General features: G+C 40.4%; 13 protein-coding genes. All 13 read right to left on the bottom strand.

Annotated features, from left to right (window positions below; translation table 11 throughout):
• Positions 1–168: 168 nt before the first annotated feature.
• A complete protein-coding gene (locus HSP_RS0106100; protein ID WP_007523729.1) occupies positions 169–1,092 on the bottom strand; it encodes a DMT family transporter in 924 nt (307 codons plus the stop codon).
• Between the two features lie 3 nt (positions 1,093–1,095).
• On the bottom strand, positions 1,096–2,007 hold the full coding sequence (xerC, locus tag HSP_RS0106105) for a tyrosine recombinase XerC (protein ID WP_007523901.1): 912 nt from the start codon (positions 2,005–2,007) through the stop codon (positions 1,096–1,098).
• Positions 2,008–2,130: 123 nt separating this feature from the next.
• Positions 2,131–2,418, bottom strand: a complete 288-nt coding sequence (locus tag HSP_RS0106110; RefSeq protein ID WP_007523880.1) for a DUF5377 family protein — start codon at positions 2,416–2,418, stop codon at positions 2,131–2,133.
• Positions 2,419–2,457: 39 nt separating this feature from the next.
• On the bottom strand, positions 2,458–3,903 hold the full coding sequence (locus HSP_RS0106115; protein ID WP_007523768.1) for an SP_1767 family glycosyltransferase: 1,446 nt from the start codon (positions 3,901–3,903) through the stop codon (positions 2,458–2,460).
• Positions 3,904–3,953: 50 nt separating this feature from the next.
• Entirely contained in the window at positions 3,954–6,020 is a 2,067-nt protein-coding gene (gene glyS / locus HSP_RS0106120) for a glycine--tRNA ligase subunit beta (protein WP_007523771.1), read from the bottom strand.
• 279 nt (positions 6,021–6,299) lie between these two features.
• The gene (locus HSP_RS0106125) at positions 6,300–6,665 is read right to left on the bottom strand and encodes an endonuclease domain-containing protein (protein WP_007523755.1); all 366 of its coding nucleotides are present in this window, start codon (positions 6,663–6,665) and stop codon (positions 6,300–6,302) included.
• 5 nt (positions 6,666–6,670) lie between these two features.
• Complete coding sequence (locus HSP_RS0106130; RefSeq protein ID WP_007523858.1) at positions 6,671–7,936, bottom strand: histidine-type phosphatase; 1,266 nt, start codon at positions 7,934–7,936, stop codon at positions 6,671–6,673.
• Between the two features lie 9 nt (positions 7,937–7,945).
• On the bottom strand, positions 7,946–8,392 hold the full coding sequence (locus HSP_RS0106135; RefSeq protein WP_007523658.1) for a hypothetical protein: 447 nt from the start codon (positions 8,390–8,392) through the stop codon (positions 7,946–7,948).
• Positions 8,392–8,772 carry a hypothetical protein gene (locus HSP_RS0106140; RefSeq protein ID WP_007523747.1) on the bottom strand — a complete coding sequence of 127 codons (381 nt, stop codon included), beginning with the start codon at positions 8,770–8,772 and terminating at the stop codon, positions 8,392–8,394. The genes HSP_RS0106135 and HSP_RS0106140 overlap by 1 nt, the downstream gene beginning before the upstream one ends.
• Positions 8,769–9,032, bottom strand: a complete 264-nt coding sequence (locus HSP_RS0106145) for a hypothetical protein (protein WP_007523739.1) — start codon at positions 9,030–9,032, stop codon at positions 8,769–8,771. Before HSP_RS0106145 ends, HSP_RS0106140 begins: the two co-directional genes overlap by 4 nt.
• Entirely contained in the window at positions 9,032–9,682 is a 651-nt protein-coding gene (locus HSP_RS0106150; protein WP_007523757.1) for an FABP family protein, read from the bottom strand. The genes HSP_RS0106145 and HSP_RS0106150 overlap by 1 nt, the downstream gene beginning before the upstream one ends.
• A gap of 53 nt (positions 9,683–9,735) precedes the next feature.
• Positions 9,736–10,644, bottom strand: coding sequence for a glycine--tRNA ligase subunit alpha (gene glyQ / locus HSP_RS0106155; protein WP_005695296.1), 909 nt, complete (start codon positions 10,642–10,644; stop codon positions 9,736–9,738).
• 271 nt (positions 10,645–10,915) lie between these two features.
• The coding region (locus HSP_RS0106160) for an autotransporter domain-containing protein (RefSeq protein ID WP_010129407.1) at positions 10,916–12,127 on the bottom strand (1,212 nt) is incomplete at its 5' end.

The raw sequence follows: 12,127 nt of genomic DNA on the forward strand, positions 1-12,127 counted from the left end.
CGAAAAAAGATCCAAATTTTGGATCTTAACTACTGGATAAACGCAATTTTTTGGTGGAAAAATCCTCTTCTTATGGATAAATTTGCAGATCTCTATACAAAAATGACCGCTTATTCACATTAGGAAGAAAATTATCCCCATCATCTGTGGATAAACCCGTGATTAACGTCAAGAATAGCGGTGAAAAAATTTATCCCCTACAGCAGCTAACATAGCCCCTATTACAACAACTATCGATCCCAAATAACTAATCAGGTTCATTTCTAATGGCTCAAAAATTTCAGGAAAAAAGAAATGTCCAAGCAAAGAAAAAATCATTGTGAAAATCGGAATCAAAGTTGTTACTAGGCTGACTTTTGAAGTATCCCATAAATTCAAAGCCTCACCATAAGAACCATAGGCAATTAAGGTATTTAAACAGCAATAAATAAAACATCCCCAAAAGAAGGCTCCTTCAATTTGTGGAATTTGTGTTGGCGTTGCCACAAAGGAAAACGACACGGCACAACAAGTATAAATAATCAACAAGATTTGTTGCGAACTAAATTGCTTTAGCAACAATTTTTGGGCAATACCATAACAAACCCAAATAAGGCTTCCTAATAAACTAACAAAGATCCCAATAGCATAAGCGCCTAATTGCAACAGCTCGTCAAACTTATCATTAAAAAAAGCAACTAATCCTAACAATAGCAATAATGAGCCTATTTTTTGAAAAAAACCAAATTGTTCTTTAAACAACAACACGCCTAAAAAAATCATCGTAAAAGGTGAGAACTGCCATAACACCTGTGTTGTAGTAGGAGAAATAGAATGCAAACTTTCCGCAATTAAAAAGAAATTACCTGAAAGCCCCAATGTACCTAAGGCAATTAACCCCAAAGTCTTGGCATTGCAAGCGGTCAATTTTGGCAGTTTTTTTGCAAATCCAAGTACTAATAACAATCCTACACTCGCAACAACAAACCGAGCCCAAACCAATGTCTGGGCATCCATTACTTTCATGACTTGTTTTACTGCAATGGGTAAACTTCCCCACATCATCGTAGCGAGTAACGCTAATACAAATCCTAAAATAGGCTTTTGAGTCATCAATTATTCCTCTTTTTTCCGTCTTGCCCGTGGATGCGCTTGATCGTAAACCGTTGCCAGATGTTGGAAATCTAGATGGGTATAGATTTGCGTGGTTGATAGCGAGCTATGTCCCAGTAACTCTTGCACTGCACGTAAATCACCGCTCCCTTCTAGCATATGTGTTGCAAAAGAGTGGCGTAATTTATGTGGATTTAGATGCGTTGCTAGCCCTTGCTTTTTACCCCATTTTTCCATAATCAACTGAATAGAACGGTGAGAAAGTCGGCCTCCACGGCGATTCAGAAATACTGCATTATCTTTCGGAGCAAAGCTAGCTCGAACAGCTAGCCAATTTTGCAATGCAGTGATAGCTTTTCGCCCAATTGGCACAATACGCTCTTTACTCCCTTTCCCGAATAAACGCACCTCTGCGCCCTCTAAATCCATATCGCCCAAATCAAGCCCTTGCAATTCAGACAAACGTAACCCTGAGCTATACATTAATTCCATCATAGCTAGATCACGCACAGCCAACGGCCCTGTTTCTTCAATATTTAATAATTCGCCAAGCTGTTCAGCATCTATATTTTTCGGTAAATGTTTTCCCACTTTTGGTGCTTTGATGCCAACAGCAGGATTCACTTTCAATACACCTTGCCCAACGAGAAACTGTAACCATTGACGAAGTGCAACAATGCGCAATCCAATACTTTTAGCACTTAACCCTTGCTTGTGGCTTTGGCTAATCATCCAGCGTACGGCACTACTATCCACATCAACCCAGTCTTTTACGCCAGCTTGAAGAAAAAGTTCGCAAGATGCCATCAGTTGGCGTTGATAATTACTTAAAGTATGAGGGCTGGCTTGTTTTTCGATACGAAGGAAATCCCAATAAGGTTGGGTTTGGGCGAAAAGCGGATTAGAATTTTGCATACAAGCGGTAAGATTTTGTTTAAGATTTACGAATTTATGATAATGACATATAACTTGAAAAAGTTACGCACGCATTGCAAATTTTCTGTAAAAAACGACCGATTGCGTGCGTAAACTTAAACATTAAGCAAGATTTAGCTGCCCAATTTTCACGCCAACATGACCTAATGCCACAGGACTTAAATACTGCCCCAAAAACTCAAACAATTCATCTAACACGGTAAACTGTTGCTGAACCTTGATATCGTCTTCAACCTTACGCACAAATTCGTAAGTTGCCTGACCGTTCTCAACTTTTACCTCAAGCGTTAAATAAACCGTTTCAAAAAAATGGTTTACATTACCCTCTTCACCGGGATCGCTTACTCGAACATTCCAATGATTGCTAAATAAAGTTTCAGTTTTTGACATTGTGTTTTCCTTTTATATAAAAATTATTGTGATGTTTCTTTAAATCCGACAGATTATTTGCTGCTCATAAACGGCATCATTCTCTAGCTTAATTCCATCTTCATTAAAATCAGCGGTATGTTTATGGGTAAATCTGACTTTTTCTGTCGCGCCCATTTTAAACCATTCATATTCCGAATCAATATGACCAATATCAATAGCTCTATAACCTAATTCGGATAAATTATAGGCTAACACTTTTGCAGTTGGTCCAAGCATAAGTAATATGAGACGATTTTCTGCATGCTGAATGATTGCTTGCTGAATTTGTTCGATGTAAGAATATGCATCTCTGGCAGGGCAAATAATTCGCTTAATGGAATGAGCATTATCAAATAAGTCATTTCCCACTCCAGAACGCGAAGTCACCCCTTCAACAATCAATAAATCTTTATCTTGCCAAAGCTGTTTTAATTTCTCGAACCAAAGAGCAGACTGGGTTTTATCTTGCCAATCGATATAAGGGCGAGAGAGAAAAGTATTCGCATATTCACTCGCAGTACATACGTTCTCATAATAAAGAGAATGATTGTTTAAATGAGTTCGCCAATAGCTTTGTGTCGAATCAATGTAAGGAGAAAGTGAATCAAACATCGGAGGCAAACAAATCAAGCGATTTTCATTGCTTTCCATGCGTAAAATATTTTCTAATTCTGCCGCTAATTTTGGATCATAATCTTGGTAAACAATCCAATTCCCTTTAATCAGGATAAATTCACCATCACCAAAACGAATCACTGAGCAAGGGTTTTGCAACATAAAATCCAAGGTTTCATCTACAGATTTCACCTTTATTTGACGAGGTAAAACTTTATGATTTGCCTGAGCAATTAGAGGTAACGTTTGGATAAGATTATCTATATCACAAAAATCACCTAATCGATGAGCCAACCAATAAGGTTTCTCGCTCGTCAATTTATTCAGCATGTCCTTGATGAAAGCCTTACGAATCAAATACATCTGACAATGTGCAAGATTGTAATGTTCTATCCGTCGGAAAAGTGCCGAATTAAGTCGCCCTTCTCCCTGATAAATTTTATCATCCCAAAACTCATGCTGACGTGAACATTCTAGTAATGCAAGCTGATACTGAGAACCTGCTAGATAACCATTCACATATTCTTGCAATGCACTAAAGTAATTTGGCGATAGCTGTAAATCTGCTTCCGCGACAATCGCAAATTCATTATCAGCAATCGTTTCATCTGCCGCTATTTTCCGCCAACATTCAATATGTGAAAGCGTATTAGCGATTTCATCCACCGTGATTTCTCGATGTAAAATCGCTTTAGCTTTTGACAAATTAAATACCGTTTCACCACCAAACTGAGAAACTAACTCAGATGAAACAGAAACGATAGGCGTATAATTGCAGCCATCTGCTTGAGCCAAGAAATGAGCAAGTTCAGTTTTCTGACTTGGCAGATAAATCACAAATCCTTTCATAGATTCTATTCACTTGATAATAAAAAGCCCCATAAAGGGGCTATTTGAGATTATTGCAATAGCGAAATATCCGCCACTTGTAGGAACAAGCCTTGTAACGTGTTTAAAATCGCTAAGCGGTTTTGGCGTAATGCTGGATCTTCAGCATTTACCATTACGTTATCAAAGAAACTGTCTACCGGTGCGCGTAAGTTCGCTAATTTATCTAATACTGCGGTGTAATCGCCTTTTGCAATAAGCGGTTGTACTTCAGTGCGTAATGCAAGTACCGCTTCAGCAAGGGCTTTTTCTGCTGGCTCTACGCAAGCGGTCAAATTAATCTTGCCAATTGCAGCATCCGCTTTGGCTAAGATATTGCTTACACGTTTGTTTGCTGCCGCTAACGCTTCTGCTGAATCTAAAGTACGGAAGTGTGAAACCGCACGCACACGCGCATCAAAATCAGCAGGGCGAGTTGGACGACGCGCCAATACCGCTTGAATCACATCCACTGCGATACCTTCATCTTGATACCACGCACGGAAACGACCAAGCATGAAGTCCACCACATCAGCAACCACATTTTGATTCGTGAGTTTATCACCGAAAAGTGCGGCTGATTTTTTCACTAAATCTTCTAAATCCAGCGGCAAGTTTTTCTCTACGATAATACGTAACGCACCTAATGCTGCACGACGTAATGCAAATGGGTCTGCGCTGCCTTTTGGTGCTTGGCCGATACCGAAGATACCCGTTAAGGTGTCAAATTTATCCGCTAAAGCGACCGCACTTGCAACAAGTGATTTTGGTAATTCATCACCCGCAAAGCGTGGCATATACTGTTCGTTTAACGCCACCGCAACTTCTTCATCTTCACCATCATGACGAGCATAGTGCATACCCATTACGCCTTGTGTATCGGTGAATTCGAATACCATGTTGGTCATTAAGTCACATTTTGACAGCAATCCCGCACGTTTTGCTTTCGCTTCGTCTGCACCGATTTGTTTTGCAATTTCACCTGCCAGTTGCTCAATACGGTCAGTTTTGTCTTTCAATGTACCCAGTTGTTGTTGGAACAACACGGTTTCTAAACGCGGTAAACGATCAACCAGTTTTTGTTTTAAGTCGGTTTTGAAGAAGAATTCCGCATCGGTTAAACGTGGACGAACCACTTTTTCATTCCCCTCGATAATCGCGGTTGGATCTTCTGGGTTGATGTTCGATACGAAAATAAAGTGCGGTAATAATTTGCCGTCTTTGTCATAAATTGGGAAATATTTTTGGTCGCCTTTCATAGTGTAAACCAAGGCTTCCGCAGGCACGGCTAAGAAACGTTCTTCAAATTTTGCCGCTAAAACATTTGGATATTCCACCAACGAAGTCACTTCTTCAAGCAGGCTTTCTTCAATATCAGCCACGCCGCCAAGTGCAGTCGCTTTGGCTTGAGATTTTGCAAGGATTTCTGCTTTACGCTCGTTGAAATCGGCTACCACAGATCCTTTTTCACGCAATAATTGCGGATATTGGTCGGCATGTTGAATTTCAAATTCTTTTTCACCTAAGAAACGGTGACCGCGGATGGTGCGTGCGCTTGCTACACCTAAAATTTCACCTTCAATTAACTCATCACCCAATAACATAGTTACGGTGTGAACCGGACGGATAAACTGCACGGTTTTGTCAGCCCAACGCATTGGTTTTGGAATTGGCAATTTCGCCAACGCATTTGCCACAATGTCGTTAAGTAAGTTTTTGGTTGGCTGCCCCTCAATTTTTGCACGATGAACTAACCATTCACCTTTATCAGTTGAAATGCGTTCTGCTTGCTCAACGGTAATACCACAACCGCGCGCCCAGCCTTCAGCTGCTTTTGTTGGTTTACCTTCCGCATCAAAGGCTGCAGACACTGCAGGTCCGCGTTTTTCGATTTCTTTGCTTGGTTGCTGTGTGGCTAAGTTCAACACTTTCACCGCCAAACGACGCGGTGCCGCAAACCATTCGATCTTGTCGAATGATAAACCCGCTTGGTTTAACTCCGCTTCAACGTTATCCGCAAAAGAGGTCGCTAATGTTTTGAGAGCTTTTGGTGGCAGCTCTTCCGTGCCGATTTCTACTAGGAAGTTTTGGGTTGTCATTTTGTTTCTCTTATTTAAAAATTCTGTAGATTTAAATTCTTATTTTCTTCGTTATTACTTCTGCCAAATCTCCCCTACCCCTCTTTGCTAAAGAGGGGATTGGATCTTTGGAGAGTTAAATATTTACGTCCTACTTTAACGTTTTTTGAAAGCAGATAATTTAATCTTTATTGACATTAAAATGTAAATGAGTCAGTTACTATCAATTTACTAAAGAATTCCCCTCTTTAGCAAAGAGGGGTTAGGGGAGATTTGGCAGATGTTAATCCAACCTCATACTCAATCAGCCCTTACATTCTCTAAAAATAAATAAATTTGCTCGACTACCGCTTCAATTTCACACATGACTTCATCATTACTAAATCGCATCACCGTAAAACCAAGTGAATTTAATTCTGCATCTCGCAATGCGTCTTTTTCCTGATAATCAGGTTCATAGTGCTGACTACCGTCCAATTCGATAATCAACTTTGCTTTTGCACAATAAAAATCAACGATATAACTTAAAAGTGGCTTTTGTCGATTAAATCGAAAACTTAATAATTGATCTCGATTGATGCGTTGCCATAGCTTTCTTTCCGCATCCGTTTGATCCACTCGCAATTTTTGCGAATTCTCTTTTAAGTATTTTTCATAGGGTTGCATGAACGCTATTTCTTACCGTTCTCAATCCCTTCACTCAACACCTTTTTAAACTGCTCATAATCACAAAAACCATGTTCATCTTTTTCACAGCCCTTGAGGGTTAATGCCGTTTGGTTTGGTGGTGTCGCTAAACTTAATGGCGTGATATTAATCAGCTGTTCAGTGGTTTGATAAACATAATCCAACTTAAATTTGAGCTTACCACTTGGTTTATGTTTCCACACTTCAAATAGTAACTTGCCACCGATTGGGATATTTTCCAATGAATCATCTAATTCATAAGGTTCAACACCTAGTGCTGCAAGCAGGGCAACAATATTAGAATCGTGTCCAACCAATAAGTTAATTTTGTTTTCACTATTTAGCTGTTGCTGAATAAATGCCAATAGCGGGTATGATGCATTTTGTGCTAACGCTTCGTTATTTTTAAATAATGTGCGGTAATATTCGTTTTTAATTTCGTTAATTGCACGCCATTTTTCTTGGCTATCCACTCGGCCGTTTGCGATTTCTGAATCAGGTTTACCCACATAATGTGCGAGCAATAATGCACTGACAATTTTCTTCCCGGTGCTGATAGAACCAGTAATCTTGACCGACTTGCCGTCTTTAATACTATATTCACCGACTTTTCCACCTAAATCACACTCGCCTTTTTGCAAGCAGTTTGGTGAGTTTTTGTAATCGATGATTTCACTTAATAGCGCATAATTTGGTGCTAATTTTTGCTGTAAAGCGGTTAAATCAACATTATTTTTTGCAGATTCAATCAAGGCTTGACTTGGATTATGCGCCTGCGTATTAAAAATTGGATCTTTTTCTGAACCAATTTTACCGTGATGTTGCAGTTGAACATTACAGCCCGCAAATGCACCAGAAACAATCGCTTGCCCTGTTGCAATGGTGCGTTGCACACCATTCGCATAAGCGAAAATACCTTCGCCCGATGCACAACGTTCTGTTGTTAGTAACCCTTTATCTGCAAGCCATTGACCTAAATACTGTCCGAAATAGGTTTCTAGCACCGTCCCTTTTGCAGTGAGATAGCCAGATGGTACATTCCATTTTGCCCATTCATAAGGGGAATATTTCGCCATTTCTTGCGGATCTTTTTCCACTGGTGAACGCAATCCGTGTCGGCTGAAAATCAATACTTTCTCTAATTCATAATCAGAACTTGAGGAAGTTTGACCATTTTCTGTTGCAAACGCACTACTTGCTAAAGCTGAGCCAAGCAAAAGTGCGGTGAATTTTAGGGTTATTTTTTTCATATTCGAGACCTAATCATTTAATGTTGAAATTGAGCTATAAAAATTCAAGGCATATTTGGTGCCGTAAACTAACACCATAAATACTGCAACAATATTGACTACCGCAAAAAAGATTAGTTGTTTACTGTTGCTCTCCACCCAGAGCATTTTAAATAATGCGAGCGTACCAATATTTTCATCAAGTTCGCTCTCTCCGCTTAGTGTTCTTAAGATTTTCAGCATCTTGCGTACAAAAGCGACAGTATTTATTGCCATGACGCTGAGTGCAATAAATCCTGAAGCCAAACTTAAAAACAGCACTAGCACATTACTCCACGCCCAATGTGTCCAATTCAGCTCAGAATACATAAATAACGCGAGTGATAAAAACAACACAGCGGGTGTTAAATTTCGCAAAAACATTAAATAGTCATCACCAATTCTAAATAAAAATTGCAAAAAACTGACTTTCTTCATTACTTACGAATTTTCCAACTTTTCTTGGTTTTCATTAAACGCACTTTGCCGTCTTTGGAGACATAGCCGCCTTTGACTACCTCTAAAATCGTGTTTTCAGGCAAATCAGAAGCAAACACTTCAACCTGTTGCTTATCTTCCGAAAGAATGCCATAAACCGCTTGAGTTTTATTGGCGGGATCGTCTAACTTAATTTCCGCTACATCAAACACTTGTACGCAAGCTTTTTTCAAATAAGAATAAGACTGACCCGCACTGGGTAAGCAACCGTGAGCATCGGTTTCCCCGCCCACGGTTGGTATTTCAGCTTGCGGTTGTGCATTGCTACAAGCGGTCAAAATCATCGCTGAAGTTGCAAAGGCTAACGCTTTTTTCATCATTTTAGAAAAATCTCTTTTAATTTGGATTCATCTAAAATAACACGATCATCATCTAACAATAATGCCGGAAAGCCTGCATAGCCTTGCGCTTTGGCATTATCAAATGCTGGGTGACGATCACGCAAACGCAACCATTGTTTCAAATTTGGAATAGAAGATAAGACTTCCACAGCCTCATAATCCACGCCTAGGCGTTTTAATTCCGCCACAAATGGCGCTGTATCAGGGCAATCTGCCGCATAATAGAGAATGGGTTTCATTATTCACCTCCTTGTTCTGCTGCCGCGGTTGGGTTTAATGTCGGTTCGCCAATTTTTGTCAAACGGTTACGATCACGATGTTCAAATGGTGCATCATAATTTGGGATAATCATGGTTGTGGTTTGATCATATGACCAAGTGCCATCATCATGGAATTTCACCGTCATTTCAAAACTTTCCGTGGTAAATGAACGTTCTAAAAACGGATTCGAAATGATGCCGTTTGTTAATGAACCGCGTACCGCTTTTACCGTAAACTCTTTCGCATCCGCCGGTGCATTACCGACTGCAATAAACGCTTGACCGCGTGGAATGCTACCCGTTAACAAAATATTGCCAGTTTCAGGTTCCCATAACCAGTAACCGACTTGATCATGGAAGGTTTCTACCTCGCCCGGTTGTACAATATGAGCGTGATAACGCAATCCATAATAGAGTTGCGGACCATTAGTTTGACCATCTGTCGGATGGGCTTCATAACGTTCGATATAAGGATCTTTTTCTGGCCCTTCTGCTTTCGGGTTGATATCCACACCACGCTTACCTTCCCAAACACCTGCTAATCTAGCCAATGGGCCTAAATTCGCGAGTGTATTAGGATCAGTTTCTGCTTCCGTGTAGATATCGTCGGGGTATTGAAAATCTTTCATCATTTTCTCCTTATATCGTTGTGTTAATGCTTAAAGTGCGGTCGTTTTTCGCTTTATTTTTTACAACCAGGGAAACCTAAGGCTTCACGGCTCGCATAGTACGCTTCCGCCACGCCTTTAGTTAATGCACGAATGCGTAAAATATAGCGCTGACGCTCTGTGACCGAAATCGCCTTACGTGCATCTAACAAGTTGAAGCTGTGTGCGGCTTTTAAAATGCGCTCGTAAGCCGGTAATGGTAACGGACGTTCTAATTCTAATAAACTTTTCGCTTCTTTTTCGTATTGATCGAAGCAGTAGAATAAGAAATCGGTATCTGCGTATTCAAAGTTATAAGTTGATTGCTCTACTTCATTTTGATGGAATACATCGCCATAAGTCGTTTTGCCCAGCGGGCCGTCAGACCAAACTAAGTCATACACAGAATCCACACCTTGAATGTACATCGCTAAACGCTCTAAACCATAGGTCACTTCACCTGTTACGGGTTTACATTCTAAGCCACCCACTTGTTGGAAATAAGTAAATTGGGTCACTTCCATACCGTTTAACCACACTTCCCAGCCTAACCCCCAAGCCCCTAAGGTTGGGTTTTCCCAGTTATCTTCCACGAAACGGATGTCGTTTTGCGTTGGATCAAAACCGAGCATTTCAAGGGAACCTAAATAGAGTTCTTGAATGTTGTCTGGAGACGGTTTAATCACCACTTGGAATTGGTAGTAATGTTGTAAACGGTTTGGGTTTTCGCCATAACGACCATCGGTCGGACGACGTGAAGGTTGCACATAAGCAAATGCCATTGGCTCTGGGCCTAATGCGCGTAATGCAGTCATTGGGTGAGAAGTCCCTGCGCCCACTTCCATATCAAAAGGTTGAACAACAGTACAGCCTTGATTTGCCCAATATTCTTGCAAGGCTAAAATCATGCCTTGGAATGTTTTTACGTTGAATTTTGTACTCATAATTTTTTTAATAACAATGTGATGAAAAATACAGGCATTATACTTGAAACTATAAGGCGGATAAAGGCGAAAAAGTGCGGTCAGAAAATCTTGGATCTTATATCACACCAAATTTTTCTGTTGTTGGCTAAAGTTAATCTAACTAAATTTAAAAGAGATTGATCAAAAGATAACGAGCATAAAAAATGAGAGTCTCTTTATTCTGACATATCCCTATGCTAAATAAAGAAAACTCTCATTTTGAACATTGCTGTTTACTTAAATACGTTGCCTACCAACGATACCCTAATTTCACGCCAAGTGTTCTCTGTTTACTTAATTGTGAACCTTGAGATTGAGCCGCATATACCGACATATGGAAATGCGAGATCTCACCACTTACGCCCAATTCTTTTTGCCAATAACGCCCGAACTGTTGTTGTAAAGTCGCCTGATTGACTTTAGTTTGCACACGAGCATTTGACGCATCGACATAATTTACCGAGAAATAAGGTTTAATTGTCACATCTTGAGCTGGTGTAAAGGTGTAATCTACCTTAACCCCTGTAGTATAGCTATTAAATGCTATTTTCGGTGTCTGGATATTTACACCTTCGTATTGGTAATTTTCACCTTCGATAAAGTGACGACTTACACCTAGATAAGGCTGTACACCTAATTCGCCTAAACGGAACTGATAGTTCGCATTAAGGCCATAACTCATCACACGACGATGGATTTTTTGGCTTTGTTCACCTGAGATTTTACTTGAACTCACCCCATAACCGGAGTTAACACCCAATTGCCAATCATGCCATTGATATTGTGCAAACGCTGACACCATCGTGAGATCCATCTGATTGGAGATTTGATCATCAAAGGTATTATTAGCACGACCATGTGAGAAAATAGCCCCAATCCGTCCATTTTCAACTTTTTTCTTAACACCAATTTGGCGTAAATTCATATTTTGTTGATAAGCACGGAAATCATCTGAATCATAACGTTTTTTATCTTGCGTAATATTCGTCCATACTGAAAGATCTGAATCCGAAACCAAAACGCTATCAAGCTCATGTTGAACTGAAAGCATACTATTTACCGTTGCAGACAATTCAGAAAGAGCGCTATTTGAATAACGACTAATAAGCTCTTTTTGCTTGTGAGTTTCTTCTGCTTTACGAGCCTCTTCCGCCTTGCGAGCTTCTTCGGCTTTACGTGCTTCTTCGGCTTTACGAGCTTCTTCTGCTTTACGTGCCTCTTCCGCTTTACGAGCCTCTTCCGCTTTGCGTGCCTCTTCAGCCTTACGAGCTTCTTCCGCTTTGCGTGCCTCTTCAGCTTTACGAGCTTCTTCGGCTTTACGAGCTTCTTCCGCCTTGCGAGCTTCTTCCGTCTTGCGAGCTTCTTCGGCTTTACGTGCTTCTTCGGCTTTGCGTGCCTCTTCCGCTTTGCGTGCCTCTTCCGCCTTGCGAGCTTCTTCAGCCTTACGAGCTTCTTCGGCTTT

Origin of the sequence: Haemophilus sputorum CCUG 13788, from assembly GCF_000238795.1 — a bacterium.
In the GTDB taxonomy this organism is placed as follows: domain Bacteria; phylum Pseudomonadota; class Gammaproteobacteria; order Enterobacterales; family Pasteurellaceae; genus Haemophilus_A; species Haemophilus_A sputorum.

Coding starts and splice junctions, on each gene's coding strand:
- HSP_RS0106110 (WP_007523880.1), bottom strand. CDS start 2,418: ATGTCAAAAACTGAAACTTTATTTAGCAATCATTGGAATGTTCGAGTA.
- HSP_RS0106100 (WP_007523729.1), bottom strand. CDS start 1,092: ATGACTCAAAAGCCTATTTTAGGATTTGTATTAGCGTTACTCGCTACG.
- HSP_RS0106150 (WP_007523757.1), bottom strand. CDS start 9,682: ATGAAAGATTTTCAATACCCCGACGATATCTACACGGAAGCAGAAACT.
- HSP_RS0106145 (WP_007523739.1), bottom strand. CDS start 9,032: ATGAAACCCATTCTCTATTATGCGGCAGATTGCCCTGATACAGCGCCA.
- glyQ (WP_005695296.1), bottom strand. CDS start 10,644: ATGAGTACAAAATTCAACGTAAAAACATTCCAAGGCATGATTTTAGCC.
- glyS (WP_007523771.1), bottom strand. CDS start 6,020: ATGACAACCCAAAACTTCCTAGTAGAAATCGGCACGGAAGAGCTGCCA.
- HSP_RS0106130 (WP_007523858.1), bottom strand. CDS start 7,936: ATGAAAAAAATAACCCTAAAATTCACCGCACTTTTGCTTGGCTCAGCT.
- HSP_RS0106135 (WP_007523658.1), bottom strand. CDS start 8,392: ATGAAGAAAGTCAGTTTTTTGCAATTTTTATTTAGAATTGGTGATGAC.
- HSP_RS0106125 (WP_007523755.1), bottom strand. CDS start 6,665: ATGCAACCCTATGAAAAATACTTAAAAGAGAATTCGCAAAAATTGCGA.
- xerC (WP_007523901.1), bottom strand. CDS start 2,007: ATGCAAAATTCTAATCCGCTTTTCGCCCAAACCCAACCTTATTGGGAT.
- HSP_RS0106140 (WP_007523747.1), bottom strand. CDS start 8,772: ATGATGAAAAAAGCGTTAGCCTTTGCAACTTCAGCGATGATTTTGACC.
- HSP_RS0106115 (WP_007523768.1), bottom strand. CDS start 3,903: ATGAAAGGATTTGTGATTTATCTGCCAAGTCAGAAAACTGAACTTGCT.